Source organism: Catellatospora sp. IY07-71 (assembly GCF_018326265.1).
Taxonomy (GTDB): domain Bacteria; phylum Actinomycetota; class Actinomycetes; order Mycobacteriales; family Micromonosporaceae; genus Catellatospora.
In genome coordinates, this window is record NZ_AP023360.1 from 3,887,345 (window position 1) to 3,907,902 (window position 20,558).

At 76.2% G+C, this 20,558-nt stretch carries 11 protein-coding genes and 1 tRNA gene; 5 read left to right on the plus strand and 7 right to left on the minus strand.

Translation table 11 applies throughout. From position 1 onward, the window contains the following. Window positions 1-38: 38 nt before the first annotated feature. From CS0771_RS17440 to CS0771_RS17470, 7 genes are all read right to left on the minus strand, one after another. Window positions 39-1,328 (minus strand): VWA-like domain-containing protein, encoded by a 1,290-nt coding sequence (locus CS0771_RS17440; RefSeq protein WP_212841972.1) that lies wholly within the window; start codon window positions 1,326-1,328, stop codon window positions 39-41. After that, complete coding sequence (locus tag CS0771_RS17445; protein ID WP_212841973.1) at window positions 1,325-2,512, minus strand: AAA family ATPase; 1,188 nt, start codon at window positions 2,510-2,512, stop codon at window positions 1,325-1,327. The genes CS0771_RS17440 and CS0771_RS17445 overlap by 4 nt, the downstream gene beginning before the upstream one ends. After that, the gene (locus CS0771_RS17450) at window positions 2,509-4,170 is read right to left on the minus strand and encodes an ankyrin repeat domain-containing protein (protein WP_212841974.1); all 1,662 of its coding nucleotides are present in this window, start codon (window positions 4,168-4,170) and stop codon (window positions 2,509-2,511) included. The genes CS0771_RS17445 and CS0771_RS17450 overlap by 4 nt, the downstream gene beginning before the upstream one ends. Further along, window positions 4,167-5,306 carry a gala protein gene (locus CS0771_RS17455; RefSeq protein ID WP_212841975.1) on the minus strand — a complete coding sequence of 380 codons (1,140 nt, stop codon included), beginning with the start codon at window positions 5,304-5,306 and terminating at the stop codon, window positions 4,167-4,169. The genes CS0771_RS17450 and CS0771_RS17455 overlap by 4 nt, the downstream gene beginning before the upstream one ends. Beyond that, the gene (locus tag CS0771_RS17460) at window positions 5,300-6,706 is read right to left on the minus strand and encodes an SDR family NAD(P)-dependent oxidoreductase (RefSeq protein ID WP_212841976.1); all 1,407 of its coding nucleotides are present in this window, start codon (window positions 6,704-6,706) and stop codon (window positions 5,300-5,302) included. The genes CS0771_RS17455 and CS0771_RS17460 overlap by 7 nt, the downstream gene beginning before the upstream one ends. Window positions 6,707-6,733: 27 nt before the next feature. Further along, a tRNA-Cys gene (locus tag CS0771_RS17465) sits at window positions 6,734-6,806 on the minus strand. Window positions 6,807-7,143: 337 nt separating this feature from the next. Continuing rightward, window positions 7,144-7,980: a patatin-like phospholipase family protein gene (locus tag CS0771_RS17470; RefSeq protein WP_212841977.1), complete on the minus strand. Its 837-nt coding sequence runs from the start codon at window positions 7,978-7,980 to the stop codon at window positions 7,144-7,146. Between the two features lie 229 nt (window positions 7,981-8,209). On the opposite strand from CS0771_RS17470, the gene CS0771_RS17475 reads away from it, so the two are divergent. From CS0771_RS17475 to CS0771_RS17495, 5 genes are read left to right on the plus strand one after another with little or no spacing between them, the layout of a single operon-like run. Further along, window positions 8,210-9,091, plus strand: a complete 882-nt coding sequence (locus CS0771_RS17475; protein WP_212841978.1) for a DUF4132 domain-containing protein — start codon at window positions 8,210-8,212, stop codon at window positions 9,089-9,091. Next, the gene (locus CS0771_RS17480) at window positions 9,088-13,839 is read left to right on the plus strand and encodes a hypothetical protein (protein ID WP_212841979.1); all 4,752 of its coding nucleotides are present in this window, start codon (window positions 9,088-9,090) and stop codon (window positions 13,837-13,839) included. Before CS0771_RS17475 ends, CS0771_RS17480 begins: the two co-directional genes overlap by 4 nt. Then, on the plus strand, window positions 13,836-14,993 hold the full coding sequence (locus CS0771_RS17485; protein ID WP_212841980.1) for an AAA family ATPase: 1,158 nt from the start codon (window positions 13,836-13,838) through the stop codon (window positions 14,991-14,993). The genes CS0771_RS17480 and CS0771_RS17485 overlap by 4 nt, the downstream gene beginning before the upstream one ends. Further along, on the plus strand, window positions 14,977-18,636 hold the full coding sequence (locus CS0771_RS17490) for a DUF5682 family protein (protein ID WP_212841981.1): 3,660 nt from the start codon (window positions 14,977-14,979) through the stop codon (window positions 18,634-18,636). The genes CS0771_RS17485 and CS0771_RS17490 overlap by 17 nt, the downstream gene beginning before the upstream one ends. Continuing rightward, entirely contained in the window at window positions 18,633-20,471 is a 1,839-nt protein-coding gene (locus tag CS0771_RS17495; RefSeq protein WP_212841982.1) for a hypothetical protein, read from the plus strand. Before CS0771_RS17490 ends, CS0771_RS17495 begins: the two co-directional genes overlap by 4 nt. Window positions 20,472-20,558 lie beyond the last annotated feature (87 nt).

Below are 20,558 nucleotides of genomic sequence, written 5' to 3' on the forward strand. Positions count from 1 at the left end.
ATCTGGGTACTACGAAAGCACTCTTCACTGGACGGAGCTCACGTTTTGCCGGAAGTGATCGAGATCGGGATCGACTCGATCCAGGACGGTGGCATCGGCGGGTCAGACCCCACCAGACCTGCGATGATGCGGGTACGGGAGAGCGCCGACGCCGGCCACGGGGTGTACCCGTCGGTCAGCACGATGACGAAGTGCGGCGGCTCCGGCACGGCCAGCGCGGCGCTGATGCCGACCCGCATGTCGGTGCCCCCGCCGCCCGCCAGCACCACCTCGCCGACCGTGGACACCCGCCGCGCCGCGTGCACGTCGGCGTCGCAGGCCAGCACCGCGACGCGGTTGCCGCGTACGCCCACCGCCCGCAGCACGCCGCCCACCTCGGCCAGCACCGCGGCCAGGTCGTCGTCGGACATCGAGCCGGACGTGTCGATCACGATGGCGACCCGGGGCAGCGGGCGGCGCAGGCTCGGCAGCACCACCCGGGGCAGCGCCGCACCCCGGCGGGAGGGCCGCTGGTACGTGTAGTCCACCGCGCCGCCCGCCCAGGCCGCCGCCTCGCGCACCGCCCCCGCCAGCGCCTGCCGCCAGTCGACCGTCGGTTCGAGGATCTGCTCGGCCCAGCGCTGCCAGCCCGCGGGCACCTTGCCCCGGCTGCGCGCGTGGGCGCGCATCGCCTGCGCGGTCTGCCGCCGGATCGCGTCGGCCTCCACGCCGCGCACCGCGGCCGGGCCTGCGCCGTCCTGTTCCCACGGCCGCTGATGCCCGTGCGCGCCGGACCCGCACTCCACCGGCGGGCAGTCGCACGGCTCGCCGTTCTGCCCGCCCTGACCCTTCCCACCCGCGCCGCACACGCCGCGGCAGCGCGGGGTCGGCGGGATCGACGCCAGGTACTGCTCGAACAGGCCGCCGGTGGGCAGGCCGTACCGGGACGGCTCCAGCCGGCCCTCGGGCAGCGGCAGGCCGTCCGCGATCAGGTCGTCGTTGATCTCGCAGTCCTGCGCGATGTTGAGCCGGTGGTGGTCGGCGCGCTGCTCGGCGGTGAGCCGGTCGGCCCGGCCATGATGGTCGCGCAGCAGGTGCGCCACCTCGTGGATCCACACCCCGGCGAGCTGCTCGACGGGCGTCTCCGCGACGAAGCGCGCTGAGACGTAGCAGCGCCAGTGCCGGTCCACGCCCATCGTCGGCACCCGGTCGCTGGGCACGATGGTCAGGCTGTAGAGCGCGCTGGCCAGGTACGGCCGCTCGCCCGCCGCCCGGAAGCGCGCCGCCAGCAGCTTCGTCCGGTCCAGCGGGACCTCCCCGCCCGCCGGGCGGTCCGGCACGGCCGTCATCGCGCCGCCGGGAGCATCCCGGACAGGCTCAGCACCTCGACGAACGCGTCGATCGCGGGCGGCACCGGCCAGTTCGTGTCGCGCAGCGCGGCCAGGTCCAGCGCGGCGCGGGCGGCGACGTCGGGCACGCCCGCGTCGACGGCCTTGGCCAGCACCACCCAGCCCGCGTCCCAGCGCTGCTGCGTGGTCCGCCCCTGCACGGCCGCGACCACGGCGGTGAGGAAGGCGAGCTGCCGGTCCCCGCGCTCGGGCAGCGCGAACGCGTCCGGATCGGCCAGCACCCGCTCCGGGTCGGGCAGGTCCAGCTCCTCCAGGTACGTGCTGATCTCCAGCCCCGCCCCGTCGCCGACCGCGCCGATGAGCGCGGTGGCCAGCGCATCCCGGCCGGTGTCGGTGGCGAGGTGGAACGCCAGCAGCCGCAGCGCCATCTCCCAGCTGCGCGGCGACGGCCAGGCGCCGCCCCGGCTGTCGGCGTCGGCGGGCAGGTGGTGCACCAGGCCGGGCCGGGCGGTCAGGAAACCGGCGATGGTGCCCCGGGCGCGGGCCACCGCACCGGGCATCCGGGACGGGTGCACCGTGGGCACCTCGATCGCGGGCCAGGTCCCGGCCAGGCCCCGGGCGACGGTGCGCGGGTCGTGCGTCCAGTGCAGGTGCACGAACCGGTTGGCCAGCGGCGGGCTCAGGTGCCAGCCGTCGGCGGCGCTGGCGGGCGGGTTCGCCGCGGCCACGATGCGGATCGACGGCGGCAGCTCCAGGCTGCCGATGCGCCGCTCCAGCACCACCCGCAGCAGCGCCGCCTGCACCGCGGGCGGCGCCGACGACAGCTCGTCGAAGAACAGCAGGCCACGGCCGGTGCGGGCCAGGCGCACGGCCCAGTCCGGGGGCGCCATCGGCACGCCGTCGCGCGCCGGATCGTCGCCGACGATGGGCAGCCCGGCGAAGTCGGACGGCTCGTGCACGCTGGCGATGACCGTCTCGAGCGGCACGCCCAGCCCGGCCGCCAGCTGCTGCAGCGACGCGGACTTGCCGATGCCCGGCTCGCCCCACAGCAGCACCGGCAGGTTCGCCGACACGGCCAGCGCCAGCGCCTCCACGCGCGGGTCGGCGGCGGGTTCGCTGCGCCAGGCGCGGGTGGCCGCGATCAGCTCGTCGGCGGCGGCCAGCGGGTCGTGCGGTGCGGTCATGCCTGGATCCGTTCGTCCACGTACTTCTTGATCAGGGCCAGGTCCGGGTTGGGCTCGTCGTCCTCGGAGCCCTCGTAGTAGTCCATGGCCTTGTACTCGATCAGCTCGGCGACCGAGGTGCCGTTGTCGTCCTCGGCCGCCGGGTCGGCGCCCGCCTCCAGCAGCGCCCGCACCAGCGACGGCGTGCCCACCCAGCCGACGGCGACGTGCAGCGGGGTGCGCTGCCGGTGGTCGCGGGCGTCGACCGGCAGGCCCGCCGCCAGCAGCCGGGGCAGCAGCCGCTCGTGGTCGAGGCAGCGCAGCAGGTGCAGCAGCGTCGAGCCGCGGCCGTCGCGCACGAACGGGTCCAGCCCCGCGTCGAGCAGCTCCAGCAGCGTGTCCGTGTCGCCGTGCAGGATGGTCTGCATCAGCTCGCGGCGCTGCGCCTGCAGCTCACGCGGCAGCCGGGTCTTCCCGTCGTGCCAGCCCTGCTCGGCGGCGAAGCAGCCGGCCACCTTGCCGCCCAGCGCGCGCAGCGTCTGCTCGCGCTGCACCTCTTCGGCGGTGTGGTCCAGCGGCACCAGCCGCCCGCCGCTGTTGTCGACCCGGTGCCAGTCGCCCCGGCAGCGCACCCGCACCGGCCCGAACCCCGGGCGGCGCGGTGCGGCCGGCTCGGGCGCGGCCTCGGGAAACAGCGCCGCACGGACCAGCGGGTGCAGCTCGGCGGGCGTGAGCAGCCCCGCGCGCAGCAGCTCCAGATCCGGGGGTACGCGGTGGACGGGCTCGGCCAGCGAACGGGTGTCCGACCGGAGGTGGTTGTCGCCGGTCATCCGGACCCGCATGGTGTCGCCGTCCGGGGTGAACAGGAATCCGACCCGCCAGTCCGCGGAGAGCAGCACGTTCTCGGCGCGGTGGCGCCGGGCGAGCTCGCGGGCCGCCGGAGCCAGCGCGATCAGGTGCAGCCGCTTGGCCAGCACCAGCTCCCGGGTGACCTGGTAGTAGCTGTAGCGCGCATCCGGCAGCGTCTCGTCCAGGTCCATCCCGGCCTCGCGCCACGCCCCGGCCAGATCGCCCGCGGCCTGCCGCGCCGCGGCCCGCTCGGCGCGGGCGGGCAGGTCGTCGCCGACGGCGGCGGCGTAGGCGTCCACCGGCACCGGTGTCCCGTCCGCGGTGAGGAAGGGCAGCCGGGATGCGCTGCCGCCGTACGCCTGCCGCAGCCCCGCCGCCTCGCCGGCGTCCCACAGGTAGCCCGGCAGTTCGAGCGGGGCCAGGTCGCGCAGCTGCACGACCGTCAGCCGCAGCCGCTGCGAGCCGTCCACCGTCTTGGGCAGCTCGACCTGCAGCGCCACGGTGTCGGGGGTGACCCGCTCGACGCGCGGCGCGAGCGTGAACGTCACCCCGGTGGCGAGGCTCGTGCGCCCGCCCAGCGCCCGGGGCAGGTGCCAGCGCAGCAGGTCGGGGGCGAACGCGGACAGCTCGCCGGCGATGCGCTCGGCCGTCTCGGTGCCGTGCCGGGCGCGGACGGCCGCGAGGTCCACGTCGGTGTCGACGCGGGCGGCGGCACAGGCTCCCTGCCAGTCACCGGCCTCGCGCCGCGCGGTGGCCTCGGCGATCATCCGGCCGGGCACCGCGAAGCGGCGTACCCGGTGCCAGGTGGACAGTTCGGCGGACTCGGTCATCGGTATACGCTCGCGATCGCGCTGATGTCGGGGTGGGGCGCCTCGGCGGGGCCGAGGGTGGCGCCGGCCAGCCGCCGCAGCCGCCGCGGCACGCCGCCGTTGATGCCGAGGTAGCGCAGCGGCAGGTCGTCGGTCAGCGCGGCCAGCAGCAGCTTCGCGCCGCGCCCGCCGATGCCGGTGAAGCGCAGGTCCAGCCGGTGCAGGCGGCTGCCGGGCAGGGCCGCCGCCAGCGCCGCCGCGCCCTCGTCGCCGACGGTGTTGGGCAGCGCGCCCAGTGCCCGCTCCGACGGCGGGCGGGCCAGGTCGAGGGCGTGCCAGGCGGACAGCCGGGCGGCCAGCGCGGCGGCCCCGGCCGGGGTGAGGCCGTTGCCGCCCAGCCCGAGCGTCATCGGCAGCCCCTCGACGGCCTCGGCCAGCGCCGCCGCACCGGTGTCGCCGAGGTGGTTGGCGGCCAGGTAGATCTCGCGTACGCGGCCCTCGCGGGCGATCGCGGCCAGCGCGGGCACCGCGTCGGGCCGCAGCCCGTTGCCGCCCAGGAACAGCCGCTCCAGCGGGGCGGGCCGGGCGGCGAGGGTGCCGGCCAGCTCGGCCAGGCCGTGCCGGGTGAGGCCGGTGTTGACCAGGTCCAGGGTGCGCAGCGTGGTGTTGGCGGCCAGCGCCGCGCACAGCCGGGACACGCCCGCGTCGCCGATCGGGTTGCGCTTGAGCCACAGCGCCCGCACCGTGCCGTCGCCCGCGAGCCGGTCGGCCAGCGCGCCCGCGCCCTCGGCGTCGATGCGGTTGCAGCCCAGGTAGACCGTGCGCACGTGGTGGCCGGGGGCGAGCGCGTCGGCCACCGCGCGGGCGCCGTCGCTGCCCAGGCCGTTGGTGCCCAGCAGCAGGTGGCTGGCGTGCGGGAAGCGCACCGCCGCCTGCACGATCCGGGCCGCGGCCAGCGGGCCCAGGCCCTGCTTGCACAGGTCCAGCCGGCCGTCGGGCTGCAGCGTGCCGCGCGGGTAGTCCTCGGTGCCGGCGACCGCGGCGGGCTCGGCCAGCCGGGCCAGCAGCGCGTCGAAGTCGGCGGGGTCGGCCAGGCCCGCCTCCGGGTGGGCGATGGCGGGGCAGCGCACCGGGTTCGGCTCCGGCTCGGTCACCATGCGGTCTCCCGGTAGTCCTTGAGAAACGCCCCGTGCACCGGGTCGCCGCGCTCGGCGCGCACGATCGGGTCGTACACCCGCGCGGCGCCGTCGATCACGTCCAGCGGTGGGCGGAAACCGGCCGCGCGCTGGGCCTGCTTGTCCGGGTGGGGGCGCTCGTCGGTGACCCAGCCGGTGTCCACGCTGTTCATCAGGATGCCGTCGCCGTGGAAGTCGGCGGCCAGGGTGCGGGTCAGCATGTTGAGCCCGGCCTTGGCCATGTTGGTGTGCGGGTGGCGCTCGGTCTTGTTGGCCCGGGAGAAGCTGCCCTCCATCGCCGACACCTGCACCACGTGCCGCACCGGATGGGGCGCGGCGGCCAGCAGCGGCCGCAGCCGCGAGGTCAGCAGGAACGGCACGAACGCGTTCACCACGTGCACCTCCAGCCACTCCCGCGGGCTGACGTCCGCGGCGTGCAGCGTCCAGCTGTTGACGTCGCGCAGGTCCAGCGGCTGGCCCGTTTCGTCGGTGCGCCCGGCCGGGAACAGCGCCTGCGCGAGGTCCGGCAGCACCAGCGCGGTCTCCGCGCCGGAGCGGGCCGCGGAGACCCCGACCGCCGCCGCCGGGCCGGCCAGCGGCAGCGACTCGGCCGCGCGCACCTCGCGGTGGTACGCCGGGGGCCGGTGCAGGGTCTGGGCGGCGTTGTTGACCAGGATGTCGAGGTGGCCCCAGCGGCGGCCGACCACCTCGACCAGGTCGAGCACCGCAGCCAGGTCGAGAAAGTCGACACCGTGCACATGCAGCCGGCCGGACCAGTGCGCGAAGTCGGGAACCTGCGCGAAGCGGCGCGCCGCGTCACGCGGGAAACGCGTGGTGACCAGCACCTCGGCCCCATCGCGCAGCAGCTTCAGCGCGGTGTGGAAGCCGATTTTCACGCGGCCGCCGGTGACCACCGCGTGCCGGCCGGTGAGGTCGCAGCGGGCGTCGCGGCGGGCCCGGTTCTCCGCGGCGCAGTCCGGGCACAGCTGGTGGTAGTCGGTGTCGACCTGCCGGAACGGCTCCTTGCACACGTAGCAGCGGCGCGGCCGGTGCAGCAGTGGGCGCGCGGCGGGAGCGTCCCCGGCGGGCAGGGCGAGAGCGGGCGACGGGATCTCGTCGTGGAAGCGGGTGGCGGCGGCCAGCAGCCGCCGGTCCTGCTCCTCGCGGCGGGCCGAACGGTCGGCCTTGCGCCGCTTCTTGCCGCCGCGGTGGGCCGCGGTGACGGCCCGCTCCACCGCCAGCGTGGCCTGCTCGTCGAGCCCGCCCTCGGCGGCCGCGGCCAGCACCCGCAGGCACGTCTCCACATCGGACGCACTGACCGGGCCGGGGGAGGGCGCCGCGGGCACGCGCACCGCCGGCACGTCCGTGCTGCTCGGCGGCATGCACCCTCCCCAGGTCGGCTCAGGCGGCGAGACCGGTCGGATTCGAACCGACGTCCTCCAGCTTGCAGTCAAGGCGCGACGACCTCTGCGCTACAGCCTCGCCGCGCGGCACACTACCCGACCCGGCCGACGAGATCGCGCCCGCCCGGCGTGACCCGATTCGCGGTGCGCACCCTTACGTCCACAGTGGACGCCGAGTACGGGAAACGGCTGGTGGAAAACATAAAGCGCCCGTCTTGGCAACCACGGGGGAAGTCGCCAAGACGGGCGTCACGATCGAGCATAGCGCTACCGGCGCGCTTTGGCCACTCCGCCCGGAACATGTTTGCGAGAGTGCGATCACACTGTCGCCATGCAGGTCGCGGCCATTTCTCTTAGACGGCGGTCACTTCCTCGGGGCATGCTCGGCAGCGGCTGTAAAGATCCTGACCGGACTGTCAGGACCACACCGCGCCGACCGTCTCGATGATCCGCGCCGACTGCGCCCGCCCCGCCCGTGCCGAACCGGCCCGCCGCGACGGATCCAGCATGTTGCGCCCGATCGCGGCGCGCGAGTCGCGGTCCGGGCTGACGAGGGTGACCCGCGCCCCGTTCGCGCGCAGCTGCTCGGCGTGCCGGGCGGCGCTGGTGATGAGCCCGCCGCCGGCCGTCACCGGGGCGATGATGATCACCCGCTCGTGCCCGTCGGCCAGGTCCGCGTTGGTCGCCGAGCGCATACCGCCGTCGATGTACCGGTGCCCGTTGACCGCCGCCGGCGGCCATACCCCCGGCACGGCGCAGCTGGCCGCGACCGCGTCGATCAGCTCCACCCCGCTCTCGCGGGTGAACACGGTGAACTCGCCCGTGTGCGCGTCCGAGGCGGTGATCAGCAGCGGCTGGTCCGGCCACTCGGCGACCGGCAGCCGCGAGGCGATGACCGCCTTGCGCTCCTCCGGGGTCATCGACGCGGCGGCCAGCGCCAGCGCGCCCAGCCGGGCCCGGTACTGCTCCGGCGCGCGGCTGCGCAGCATCGCCCACCCGTACGCGAGCAGCGTGCGCGTGGTCAGCCGGGCCGCGACCTCGTCGATCGGGTCCTCCAGCTGGGTCTGGTAACGCTCCTCCAGGCTCGGTTCGGAGGCCAGCAGCGAGCCGACCACCGACCCGGCCGAGGTGCCGATGAGCAGGTCGGCCGTGCTCAGGTCGACGCCGGCCTCGGCCAGTCCGGCGAGAATGCCCAGCTCCCACGCGATGCCGGTGAACCCACCACCGCCCAGCACCAGCGCTCTGCCCTTCACCGCAGCCTCCCTGTCGCCCCACACCCAAACGACGCCGCCGGGAACTTCGACGGTACTCCGGTCGAAGCCTTACTGAGCTGCTTATACCCGATGACGGGGCGGTCCACACCGGCAACCGGGTTTTGCCGCCCGCCGGGTTCGTCCGGCAGGCGCGCTGACGAGCCGTTTTCCGAACTGTCGGCACGGTGGTTTAGCGTCCGGTGTCCTCGACAGGAAAGGGGCCGTCCACATGGGATGGTTGGAGGCGTCCGGTGGCTACGCGGTCACCCTGCGCGGCGGTGCGCTGCTCGCGCGCAACGCCAAGGGCAAGGAGCTGCGCACGGTGCCCGCCGCGCTGCGCGACGACCCGGTCGTCGTCGGCCTGCGGCAGCTCACCGAGTGGCTGGGCCGGCACGAGGCGCAGTGCCGCGCCGACATCGAGCGCTGGATGGTGCGCTCGCTGCCGGTGCCGGTCGCCGTGCTGGCCGACGTGTGGGCCGACGAGACCTGGCGCGAGGCGCTCAGCGACCTGGTGGTCGGCGTGCTCGACGACGAGGGCCGCTTCGACCCGGACGAGGTCGGCTTCCTGCGGGACGCCTCCGCCGGGCAGATCGGCGTGGTCAACCTCGACGGCGACACGGTGCGGCTGCCCGCGGAGCGGGTGGTGATCCCGCATCCGGTCACCCTGGCCGAGCTGGACGACCTGCGCGAGTTCGCCGCGGACCTGGGCGTGAAGCAGTCCGTGGACCAGCTGTTCCGGCAGATCTTCGTCCGCCCGGCCGGGCTGGACCCGCAGGCCCGGCGCGTGGGCGACTTCTCCGGCGGCCGCTTCGCCGAGCTGCGCCACGCCACCTCCCGCGCCACCAAGCTGGGCTACCCGGTGCGCGGCGGCAACGCCGTCTGCCGCGTGTTCGAGGGCGGCGTCACCGTCGAGGCCCGCTTCTGGATCGGGTCCGACGATCCCTACTACGAGACCGAGACCGGGGACCTGGTCTTCACCGACCGCAAGGGCACCGCGCTGGAGCTGGGCGGGATCGGGCCGGTGGCCTGGTCCGAGGGCAACCGGATGGCCGCCGCGCTGTACGCCGGCCGCGTCGTGAAGCAGGAAGAGGACGAGGAGGAGCAGCCGTGAGCGTCGCCGAGAACATGGTTTTGCTGGAGGCGGGTGCGGTCCTGCCCGTCGGCACGCCGGTGGCGAAGGACGACACCGTCGACGCGCTCACCACGCGGGCGTACGCCCACCCGGTGCTGGAAGGCCGCACCGTGGTCCGCCTGGTGCCCGCCGCCGTGGGCGCCGCCGAGGACCTGAGCATGGAGTTCCTCGGGTTCGCGCAGCCCGCTCCGGTCAACGAGGTGGGCCTGGTGCGCCAGCAGGCGCTCGGCTTCCCGGCCTGGGCGCTGGTGCACGACCCGGCCAACGGCCACCACGCGCTGGCCCTGGTCAAGGAGATCGAGAAGTTCGCGCGCACCGCCAAGTCGCGCATCGGCCCCGCCAAGGAGGGCTTCGACGCTCTCGGCGAGCGGCTCGCCCGCGCCGTGCCGCACTTCCTGCCGACCTTCTACGAGGAGGCGGGCCGGGCGTTCCTGGCCGCCGACAGCACCAGCTACGCCGCGACCATGTTCGGCAAGGCGCGCGAGGCCGAGCGGGTGTTCGCGCTGCGCATCGACGAGGAGCGCCAGCACGCGGTGTTCCTGGAGTTCGCGCTGGCCGGTGCGCTCACCGCGAAGGCGCTGACGCAGCACGCCCGCGAGCTGGCCGCCCGCAGCACCCCGGCCGAGGCGTACGAGCGCTTCCTGCGCCTGTGCGTCGAGCGCACCCTGGGCGGGCTGCCGCCGTACGCGGCGATGCACACCGACCTGCGCCGCCTGGCCAAGGCCGCCAAGCTCGACCAGGCCGAAGCCGACCGGGACGTGCTCGCCCAGCTGCTGCCCGCGCCCGCGCTGATCCGCGCCTCCGAGTCGTTCTGGACCGCCTACAGCGTGCCGCTGGCGCAGCTCGCCGCGGCCGACCCGGCCCTGCGCGGCCGCCTGCTGGGCATGTTCCCGCAGAACTGCACCGACGACACCTGGCTGGGCGTGCTGGAGCAGGCCGGGGCGACCGCCTCGCTGACCGAGCCCGCCGGCGCCGTCCCGGCCGAGGCGCTGCCCAGCGACGGCCCGGCGGGCTGGCTGGCCCGCTTCGACGAGCACCGCCAGCGCCGCTACTGGCGTGACCGCAAGCGCAGCGCCAAGCTGCTGGCCCTGGTGGAGCGGATGGCCCCGCGGCTCAAGGCCGACGGGACGCCGGTCGCGGTGGTCCGCCGCAACTCCGGCACCGACCTCGACCTGCTCGACGCCTGCCTGGCGCTCGGGGTGCCGGTGGCCGACCCGGCGGACACCGAGCGCTTCAACGTCAACAACTGGCTGAACGACGAGCACGAGGGCCGCCGCGAGCTGGTCGCCGTCGCCGCCGACCCCCGGTTCCTGAAGGCGCTGGCCAACGGGGTGGAAAACCACCTGGACGCCGGCTACCGCATGGTCGAGCGGGTGCGCGAGGTGATCGCCGTGCCGGGCCTGCGCACCGCCATGCACCACTGGCTGGAGCGGCTCGCGGCCGATCGTGACGGCCACGGCCTGCCCACCCTCGGCGGGCACTTCGACAAGATCGCCCAGGCCGCCTGCCCGGAGGGCGCCGCCGTGAACGAGGCCGCGATGGCCCGGCTGCTCGGCCACGACGTGGCGGGCACGCTGGCGCACACGCTGCGCACGGGCGTGCTGGACGAGTTCGGCTGGCCCGCGCTGGAGGAGGCCGTCGCGCGGCTGACCGGCGACGGCGACATCTCGGTCACCGACCAGTGGCCGCACCTCATCCTCAACCAGGGCGACCTGGTGCTCGTCGTCGGCGAGCAGGGCGTCGAGCTGGAGCACATCGTGCGCATCCCGGCCGACCAGCGCCGCTGGATGTACCGGACGGTGTTCCGCTACGTCGACCGGCAGCTGCTGGTGTGCTGGGACATCGGCCGCGAGCGCTCCGGCTACTGGTCCGGGGCGCCCGACGACGTGTTCACCGTCCCGGACGAGGCGTTCCAGATGTACCACACGTTCTCGCTGCCGATCAGCGGCGGCGGGCGCACCGCCGGTGCCCGGCCGCTGCACGTGGGCGACCGGAGCGAGCGCCGCGGCGGGCGGGTCTTCACCGACGGCTCCGCCTACTGGGTGCTGGTCAACGAGGACGGCAAGGTGGTGTGCCGCGAGTTCGACCCGGCCACCGGCGAGCACGGCCGGGCCAGCCTGCCGTCGTTCTTCGAGGACGGCACGCCCGACGGCCAGCACCTCGCGCACCACTCCTGCTGGCTGTCCGTGCGCGACAACGGTGAGCAGCTCGGCTGGCGGGTGCGCCGCGACGGCACCGGTACGCAGTACGGCCAGGCGCTGGACGGCACCGCGTACACGATGCCGGGCAGCGCGACCCGGCGCGGGGAGCTGTCCGGGGCGATCCGCTTCCCGGGCGCCGAGCGCACCAGCGGGGTCACCCAGTCCCGCAACTGGCGCAACACCGGCCTGTCCCTGTACGACGCCGACGGCCGGCTCACCGGCGACTACAGCCTGCCCAACGCGGGCGAGTACGCGCGCGGCACCGACCTGGTGCCCACCCCCGCGTTCTGGCATCTGCTGCGCCCGCGTGACGAGGCAGGCTCGGCGGCGCTGCGCGCGCTCACCGACGAGCAGGCCGCCGCACTGCTGGCCGAGGGTGTCCGCCTGGCCGGGCAGGCAGCGGAGTCCGAGGACGACGACACCGACGAGGCGCTGACGGCGGCCCTGGAGACGCTGGTCGCCCGGGAGCTGCCCGCGATCGCCGAGCCGGCGCTGCGCGCGGGCGTCGCGGGGATCGTGCGGGTCGCCGCCACCCTCGCGACCCGGCTCGCTGGGCTGGCCGACAGCTGCGCCGGGAACGCGGCCGCCGCCGCGCCGACGCCCACCGGGCCGTCGTACGCGGGCGAGGACCGCCGCCTGGCCGCCGCCCTGTCCGGGCTGATGCCGTACTGCTACGCGCGCGGCGACAGCGCCACCCGCATGCTCACCGCGGTGGGCGCGGCGCTGACCGGCGCGGAACAGCCGACGGGGGAGCTGGACCTGTCCGCCGACGACGACTGGTTCGACGCGCTGGGCGTGCTGCCCGCCGCGATGTACCGGGCCGCCGCCCCGTTCACCGACGCCGAGCACCGGGAGACGCTGGCCGAGCTGCTGTCGGTCATCGCCCGCAGCGGCCTGCTCGCCCCCGGCGGGCGGCTGCGCTGGATCGAGCTGAAGTCCGACCAGCCCGTCACCGACGGCATGCGCGCCACCGTGCGCCAGGTCGGCAACCGCCGCCTGCTCGTGCTGTCGGTCGACACCGACGACAAGGAGCTGACCGCCCTCGACTACGCCCCCGACGGCGTGTTCGGCGCGGTGCCGGGCCATGCCATCACCCGCGAGCGGGCGTACCACTTCAGCGGGATCACCCCGGACGCGATCGCCGCGTTCACCACGCTGCTGGCCGAGCGCGGCCCGGTGCCGTGGCGCCCGGAGCGGGTCGCCGACCTGTCCGCGCGCGCCGGGGTGAGCCTGGCCGAGGCGGCGCTGCTGCTGGCGGGCCTGCCCTCGGCGAACTGGACCCGGGCGGAGTCCGAGCCGCTGCGCGACCAGATCGGCGTACCCGACGGCGGCATCGCCGCCGCCGCGGCCCGCCGGGTCGGCACGGGCGGCCGTGCGGGCACCGCCAGGCAGCTGTCCCGGCTGATGCCCGCCGACCCGGCCGCGCTGTGGGAGACCGGCCCGGACCTCGCGCGGTTCGCCGAGGCGTGGATCGAGCGCCACGGGCGGCGGGAGCCGGTGCGCGACGAGCTGATCGTCGCCATCGCGCAGGCCGACGTGGACGGCTCGATGAACGCCTCCGAGCTGATCCACGGCATCGCCAACCCGGACACCTGCAAGTGGCTGGCCGGCACCGCCGACGGCGTCGACGACGAGGACGTCCTCGTCGCGCTCGCCAAGTGCGTGCCCTGGCTGGCGTACCACCTGCCCGCCGACGACCCGATCCGGGCGGCGCTGCCCCGGGTGGCCGAGCTGGCCCGCACCAAGCTGGCCGACCCGGCGCTGAGCCTGCCCGTCGGCTGGGTCACCGAGAAGAAGACCGAGGCGCTGCTCAACGCCACCGGCCGGACCACGGTGACCGAGGCCGACGGCGGCTTCGCCGCGGGCGCGCTGCACCTGCCGCCCGACACCGGCTACCGCGCCGTGCACCTGCGGACCGCACTGCTCGACGGCGCCGACGACCCGGCGCTGCACCTGGTGCAGGCCCGGCTCGACAGCCATGACGAGGGCACCCTCGCCGCGCTGCGGGCCGTGCTCGGCGGGCAGCTCGCCCGGCTGGCCGGCTATCCGGTGCCCACCGGCGTCGACGGCTACGCCCAGGACCCGAGCCGGTCCGCGCCGGAGCTGGTGGCGCAGGTCGCCGCGGAGCACGGGCTGACCGACGACGCGGCCGTGCTCTACCTGCAGCTGCTCGCGCTGCCGGATCCGACCGACCGCAACGTGGCGATGTGGACCGGCTGGAAGCCCGCTCGGCTCAAGGCCGCCCGTGCCGCGCTGACCGCCACCGACCTGGTGGTGGAGGCCAAGCGGCCCCGCGCCGGGCGCAGCCTGTTCCTGCCCGGCGGCTGGCACGCGCTGAAGGCCCCGCACCTGCCGCTGGAGCGCTGGAAGCTGCCGCTGCTGATCGGTGGCGAACAGGGCGTGTCCGGTCTCGGCATCGTGCTGCCGGTCGCCCCCGCGCCGCAGCTGTTCACCCTCGCCTGGGAGAGGATCACCCAGGGCGACGGACCCCGATTCGATGAGCTCGTCACTGGAAGGCCGCGATGACCACCACCCCCCACGCCCGGCAGGTAGACCCCGCCGAGCACGCGCACGCCACCGAGCTGGCGTTCCTGGCCGCGTACGACGGCGGGCCGCGCCCGCCCGGCTGGCGGCTCACCCCGCGCGCCGTGGTCACCTTCATCACCGGCAGCGACGGCCGCGAGCTGGAGCTGGCCAAGGAGGACCGGCGTGAGGGCCTGCCGCACAAGCTCACCGTCCCGGCGAAGTTCGTCGGGGAGCGGGCGCTGGTCGAGCGCTGCGTGGTGACCCTGGCGGGCGAGCGCGGCCTGCTGCTGGTCGGCGAGCCCGGCACGGCCAAGTCGATGCTGTCCGAGCTGCTGTCGGCGGCGGTCTGCGGGACCAGCGAGCTGGTCGTGCAGGGCACCGCCGGCACCACCGAGGACCAGCTGCGCTACGGCTGGAACTACGCGCTGCTGCTGGCGCACGGCCCGAGCAGCCAGGCGCTGGTGCCCTCGCCGATCCTGTCCGCGATGCGCACGGGCTCCGTCGCCCGGGTCGAGGAGATCACCCGCTGCCTGCCCGAGGTACAGGACGCGCTGGTGTCGCTGCTGTCCGACCGCCGCGTGGCGGTGCCGGAGCTGGCCGGCACCGACGGCGCGACCGTGCACGCCGCGCCCGGCTTCACCCTGATCGCCACGGCCAACCTGCGCGACCGGGGCGTCTCGGAGATGTCGGCGGCGCTCAAGCGCCGCTTCAACTTCGAGACCGTCGGCCCGATCCCCGACCTGGCGCAGGAGACCGCGCTGGTCGGGCGGCAGGCCAAGGCCGCGCTCGAGCGGGTGCAGGCGCCGTTCGGAGTGGACGACGCGGTGCTGGAGGCGCTGGTCACGGCCTTCCGTGACCTGCGCGAGGGCCGCTCGGTGGAGGGCTGGGACGTGGAGCGCCCGTCCACCGTGATGAGCACCGCCGAGGCGGTCGCCGTGGCCACCTCGCTGGGGCTGGCGCAGGCGTACTTCCCCGGCGACCGCGACGTGCTGTCGCTGCTGCCCGGCCACCTGCTCGGCGTGGTCCGCAAGGACGACCCCTCCGACGGCGCGAAGCTGCTCGGCTACTGGGACGGCGCGGTCCGCCGCCGGGCCGAGGACGGCGCGCGCCTGTGGCGTCGCCTGTGGGAACTGCGCGATGTCCTCGCCGGCTGAGCCGGGCACGGCCGGGGCGGCGGAGCACGCCGTCCCGGCCGGACCGGGCACACCCACCGGGGTGGCGGCGCTCGCCGTCCCGGCCGGGTCGGGCGCTGCCGCAGAGGCGGCGCTCGACGCCGACCCGGCGGTCGCCGTCGCCGAGCTGGCGGGGCAGCGCGAGCCGTTCCTGATCGGCGTGCGGCACCACTCGCCCGCGCTGTCGGTCGTGCTGCCGCAGGTGCTCGATGCGGCCGCGCCTGAGGTGCTGCTGCTGGAGCTGCCGCCCGAGCTGGGGGAGTGGCTGCCGTGGCTGGCCGACGCGGGCACCACGGCGCCGGTCGCGCTGGCCGGTGCCGTGGGCGACCGCGGGCCCGCTTTCTACCCGTTCGCGGACTTCTCGCCAGAGCTGGTCGCGGTGCGCTGGGCCGCCCGCAACGGCGTGCCCGTGGTGCCGTGTGACCTGCCGCTGGCCGACCGGGGCTGGCACGAGCCGGAGACCCCGGCCGCAGCCGGTCCGGCCGGGCAGCGGCTGTCGCTGGCCGGGGCGCTCAAGGGCGCCGCCACCGGCCGCGCCGACGAGGACATGTGGGACCGCATGGTCGAGGCGCGCGCCCCGGGCGCGGACCCGGAGGCGGTACGCCGGGCCGCGCTGCTCGTCGGCTGGGCCATGCGCCGGGACGCGGAGACCGGCGAGGGCGTGTCGGGGCTGGACCTGCGGCGCGAGGCGTACATGCGGGGCTGCCTGGCCGCGCACGCCGGACAGCGGGTCGCGATGCTGGTCGGCGCGTTCCACGCCCCGGCCCTGCGCGTGGCGGGACCGGCCAGCCCGGTGCCCAAGGCGCCGCCGAAGGTGGTCACCTCGCTGGTGCCGTACACCTTCGGCCTGCTCGACGCCCGCTCCGGTTACCCGGCCGGCATCCGCGACCCGCAGTGGCAGCAGTCCGTGCTGGACGCCGCGGGCGACCCGGCCCGGGTCGAGGCCGCCGCGCTGGCCGCCGTCGTCGCGGTGTGCGCGCGGGTGCGCGCCGCCGGGCACCCGGCCGGGCCCGCCGAGGCCCGCGAGGCCGTACGCCTGGCCACCGACCTGGCTCGGCTGCGCGGCCTGCCCGCGCCCGGCCGCGGCGAGCTGGTCGAGGCGCTGCAGAGCGTGCTCGCGCACGGCGAGGTGCTCGGCCGCGGCCGGGTCGTCGCCGCCGCGATGGAGCAGGTGCTGGTCGGCGACGCCCGCGGGCGGCTCGCGCCGGGCACGCCGCGCTCCGGGCTCGGCCCGGCCGTGCGCGAGCTGCTCGCCGCGCTGCGCCTGCCCGGCCCCGGCGACGCGGCCAAGGACATGCGGCTCGACCCGCTGCGCTCCGACCTGGACCGCCGTCGCGAGATCACGCTGCAGCGGCTGGCCGCGTGCGGCATCGGGTACGCCGAACCGGTCGCCGGGGACGGCGGAGCGGGCGGCGTAGACGCGATCACCACGCGCTGGCGGCTGCAGTGGACCCCGCACACCGAGGCCGGCGTCGAGGTGGCCGGGCTGCGCGGGGTCACCCTGGAGCAGGCCGCCGAGGGCGCGCTGCGGGAACGCCGCCGCCGCGAGGCCGTCGCGGGCGGCCCGACCGCCGCGCAGGTCGTCGAGGGGCTGCACGAGGCGGCCGCCTGCGGCCTGACCGTGCTGGCCGGGCAGCGGCTGGACGAGGTCGGCGCGGTGCTGCCCGCGCAGGGCTCGCTCACCGAGGCCATGGCGGCGCTGGCCGTGCTCGACCGGCTGCGGCTGGGCCACGTGCCCGGCCTGCCCGACCCCGACCCGGCCGCGGTGACCAGGGTCGCCGCGACGGTCGAGGACGCGGCCGTACGCCAGGTCGACGGCCTGGCCGGCTCCGAGGACCCGCAGGACGCGCGCTCGCTGGCCGCGCTCGCCCAGCGCGCCGACCTGGCCGGGGCGGCGCTGCGGCTGACCGACTCGCTGGCCCGGCTCGCCGCCGGGGGCACCCCGCTGATGGCGGCCGCCGCCGGTGCGGTGCGGGTGCTGCTCGGCCACACCACGGCCGAGGAGCTGGGCATACGCGTCGCGTCCTGGGTCGACACCGCCACCACCGACCAGGCGCGCCGCGACCTGCAGGGCCACCTCGGCGGGCTGCTCGCGGTCGCCGAGCCGCTGCTGCAGGGCGCCGAGGGCGTGCTGACCGGCCTGCTGGACCGGATCGAGGCGCTGCCCGACGAGGCGTTCCTGACCCGGCTGCCCGCGCTGCGCGGCGGCTTCCACACGGCCAGCCCCGCAGCGCGCGACCGGCTGCTCACCGTCATCGACGAGCGGCTCGGCGGCCTGTCCACCGACCTCGGCGACGTCGCCGACCCAGACTCCCTGCTGGCCCGCCTCCTCGCCGACCGAGCAGGCCGCGCGGCCCTGATCGACATCGGCCTCCTCCCCGCCGACGCCGCCCCACCTGTCAACGATCTTGCGGGAACTGTGGGGACGACACGCACTAAAGGGACGGAAGGGCAACACTTCGCGCAAGATCGACAGGATCTTGAGGCGGTGCCCACGCGGGCGGCGCCGCCGGGTGGGTTGACGGCGGCGGATCGGTGGCGGCTGATCCTGGGGCGCGATCAGCAGGGACTCGGGCAGCGGGCGCGGCGGTACGCGACCGCGCTGGACGAGCTGTACGGCCGCGGGCGAGGTGAGGGAGCCCGTGCCGACACCGGGCGCACCGGACCCGGTGGGGGGCGCGAGCCCGCCTTCCCCGGTGTACGCGAGTGGGCGGAGGAGCTGTCCGCGCTGTTCGGGCCCGGCGTACGCGAGGAGGTGCTGGCCGCGGCCGTCGAGTCCGGGCGGCTGGACGCCGCGCTGGAGCTGGACCCGGACGCGATCCGCCCGTCCATGGACCTGCTGCGCGACGTGCTGTCGCTGGCCGGGGGCCTGCCCGAGGCGACCGTCGCCCGGCTGCGCCCGCTGGTGGCCAGGATCGTCGCGGAGCTGACCAGGGAGCTGGCCACCACGCTGCGCCCGGCGCTCAACGGGCTCACCACCCCGCGCCCCACGTCGCGGCCGGGCGGGCGGCTCGACCTGGCCCGGACGCTGCGCGCCAACCTGGCCGCCAGCCGCCGCGACGCCGACGGGCGGGTCACCGTGATCCCGGAGCGCCCGGTGTTCCGCACCCGCGCCCGCCGGGGCGTGGACTGGCGGCTGGTGCTGGTGGTCGACGTGTCCGGCTCGATGGAGGAGTCGGTGATCTGGTCCGCGCTGACCGCCTCGGTGCTCGCCGGGGTGCCCGCGCTGACCACGCACTTCGTCGCGTTCTCCACCGAGGTGGTGGACCTGACCGATCGGGTCGGCGATCCGCTGAGCCTGCTGCTGGAGGTGAAGGTCGGCGGCGGCACGCACATCGCCGCCGGGCTGCGCCACGCCCGCTCGCTGGTCACCGTGCCGACCCGGACGCTGGTGGTGCTGGTCAGCGACTTCGAGGAGGGGTACTCCATGGGCGGCCTGCTGGCCGAGGTGCGTGCGCTGGTGGAGTCGGGCGCGACCGTGCTCGGCTGCGCCAGCCTGGACGACGCGGGACGGCCGCGCTACTCCGTCTCGGCGGCCGGCCAGCTCGTCGCGGCCGGCATGCCGATCGCGGCGCTCAGCCCGCTGGAGCTGGCCCGCTGGGTCGGGGAGCAGGTGCGCAAATGACGGCGCTGCCGCAGGTCACGGCGCCTGCTCTGGCCGAGACGCTGGACGCGCTGCCCGGACGGCTGCGCAAGAAGGTCGACGAGGCCGTCACCCGGGCCGCCGCCTGGCCGGTCACGGCCGGGGACGGGCAGGTGACGGTCGCCGTCGACGACGCCACCGTGGTCACGCTGGTGCTCACCGACGGGGTCGTGCGCACCGGCGCCGACGCCCGCTGCAGCTGCCTGCTGGCTCCGAACTGCCTGCACCGGGTCGCCGTCCTGGCGCTCGCGCCGGTGCACGACGGCCTCGACGACCCGGCCGGTCCCGGGACGGCGGACGGAGCGGTCCTGCAGAACACGGCTCCCGAGGCTGGTGACCCGGACGTCGAAGCCGCCGGAACAGTCGAGGACGCGGCCGAGGCGACGGTGGTGGTGCTGACCGACCGGCAGCGCGGGGCCGCCGACGGGCTGTGGCGGGCCGGGGCGGCCGTGCTGGAGGCCGGTACGGCGGGCAGCGGGCTGGTGCTGCGGACCGGGCTGCTGCGGGCCGTGCACGAGGCGCGGGCACACGGCCTGCACCGGGCCGCCGCCGCGGGCACCCGGGTGGCCGCGGGGCTGCAGGCGCTGCGCGAGGCACGCCCGCAGTTCCGGCTGGCCGAGCTGACAGACGACCTGCGTGAGCTGCTGACCCTGGCCCACCGGCTGCGTGATCCGGCGCTGCCCGCGGCGCAGGCGGGCGGGCTGCTCGGCACGGCCCGGCGCGGCTACGACGCCCAGGCGGGCCTGCGCCTGTACGGCCTGTGCACGGTGCCCGTGGTCGCCGAGTCGGGCTACGCGGGCACCGCCACCTACGTCGTGGACCGAGACGGGCGGCTGTGGCTGGTCGCGGACATCGCGCCGGGCGGCGCCGAACGGGCCGCGCGCGCCGGCGACACCGTGGTGGCGCTGGGCGAGGCGGGCCTGTCCCACCGCGCCCTCACCCGGGCCGGGATGGTCGTCTCCGGCGGCACCGCCACCGAGTCGGGCCAGCTCGGCGCGGGCAAGTCGGTGCGTGCGGTGCGCGCGTCCGGGGCGGGCTGGGCCGAAGAGCCGCTGCGGCGGCTGTGGGACGAGCCGCTCGGCGCGCAGGTGGACCGGGCGCTGGCCGCGCTCGCCGTGCCGGTCGGCGTCCGTCCCGCAGGTGGTGACCTGCTGTTCCTGACGGTACGGGTGATCGGCGCGGGCGCGGGCGACACCGTGCTCGCGCAGACCGCCGACGGGGCGGGCCTGCTGCTCACCGTCGCCGACGACCACCCGGAGCTGGCGTACCGGGAGAACCTGCGGCTGCTCGGCGCGGCCGAGGGCCTGGAGCTGCTGGTGGTGGGCCGGCCCGACCCGGCCCGGCGGGCCACGGTCGCGGCGCTGTCGATCGGGGTCGCCCCCGGCACCGGGGAGGCGCTCCGCCTGCCCGACGCCTGGTCCGGCCACGCCGACCTGGGCTACGACCGGCTGCACCGCAGCCAGCTGCGCGCGAGCGGCAGCGCCGTCGCGACGGCGGTGCGGGCGCCCGCGACCGGCGACCCGGCGATGCAGCTGCTGCGGCGGCACCTGGAGCGGGTCGTCTCCGGCGGCCGGGCGGTGCACGCGCTCGTGGCGACCGAGGAGCGCCGCCTCCGGCGGTCCCGGCTGGACCTCGGCGCGCACCTGCTGGCCGAGCTGACGCTAGCCGCCCGGCACCGCCCCCGGGATCTGTTCGGCCGCCTGACCGGCGACGACGCGGAGGCGTTCACCCGCTCCTGGCTCGCCGCGGCGGTCTACGAGCAGCACGCCGCGGCAGCCCTGACCCGGGCCACCTGGCTGCCGACCCCCGTGGCCTGACCGGCAGCGGGTTCCAGCCCGTGGTCAAGGCTCCGCCATGCTGCCGGCACGGCATGGCGGAGCCTTGACCACGAACGGGTGTTCAGC

Coding starts and splice junctions, on each gene's coding strand:
- CS0771_RS17485 (WP_212841980.1), top strand. CDS start 13,836: ATGACCACCACCCCCCACGCCCGGCAGGTAGACCCCGCCGAGCACGCG.
- CS0771_RS17495 (WP_212841982.1), top strand. CDS start 18,633: ATGACGGCGCTGCCGCAGGTCACGGCGCCTGCTCTGGCCGAGACGCTG.
- CS0771_RS17490 (WP_212841981.1), top strand. CDS start 14,977: ATGTCCTCGCCGGCTGAGCCGGGCACGGCCGGGGCGGCGGAGCACGCC.
- CS0771_RS17460 (WP_212841976.1), bottom strand. CDS start 6,706: ATGCCGCCGAGCAGCACGGACGTGCCGGCGGTGCGCGTGCCCGCGGCG.
- CS0771_RS17455 (WP_212841975.1), bottom strand. CDS start 5,306: ATGGTGACCGAGCCGGAGCCGAACCCGGTGCGCTGCCCCGCCATCGCC.
- CS0771_RS17450 (WP_212841974.1), bottom strand. CDS start 4,170: ATGACCGAGTCCGCCGAACTGTCCACCTGGCACCGGGTACGCCGCTTC.
- CS0771_RS17440 (WP_212841972.1), bottom strand. CDS start 1,328: ATGACGGCCGTGCCGGACCGCCCGGCGGGCGGGGAGGTCCCGCTGGAC.
- CS0771_RS17445 (WP_212841973.1), bottom strand. CDS start 2,512: ATGACCGCACCGCACGACCCGCTGGCCGCCGCCGACGAGCTGATCGCG.
- CS0771_RS17475 (WP_212841978.1), top strand. CDS start 8,210: ATGGGATGGTTGGAGGCGTCCGGTGGCTACGCGGTCACCCTGCGCGGC.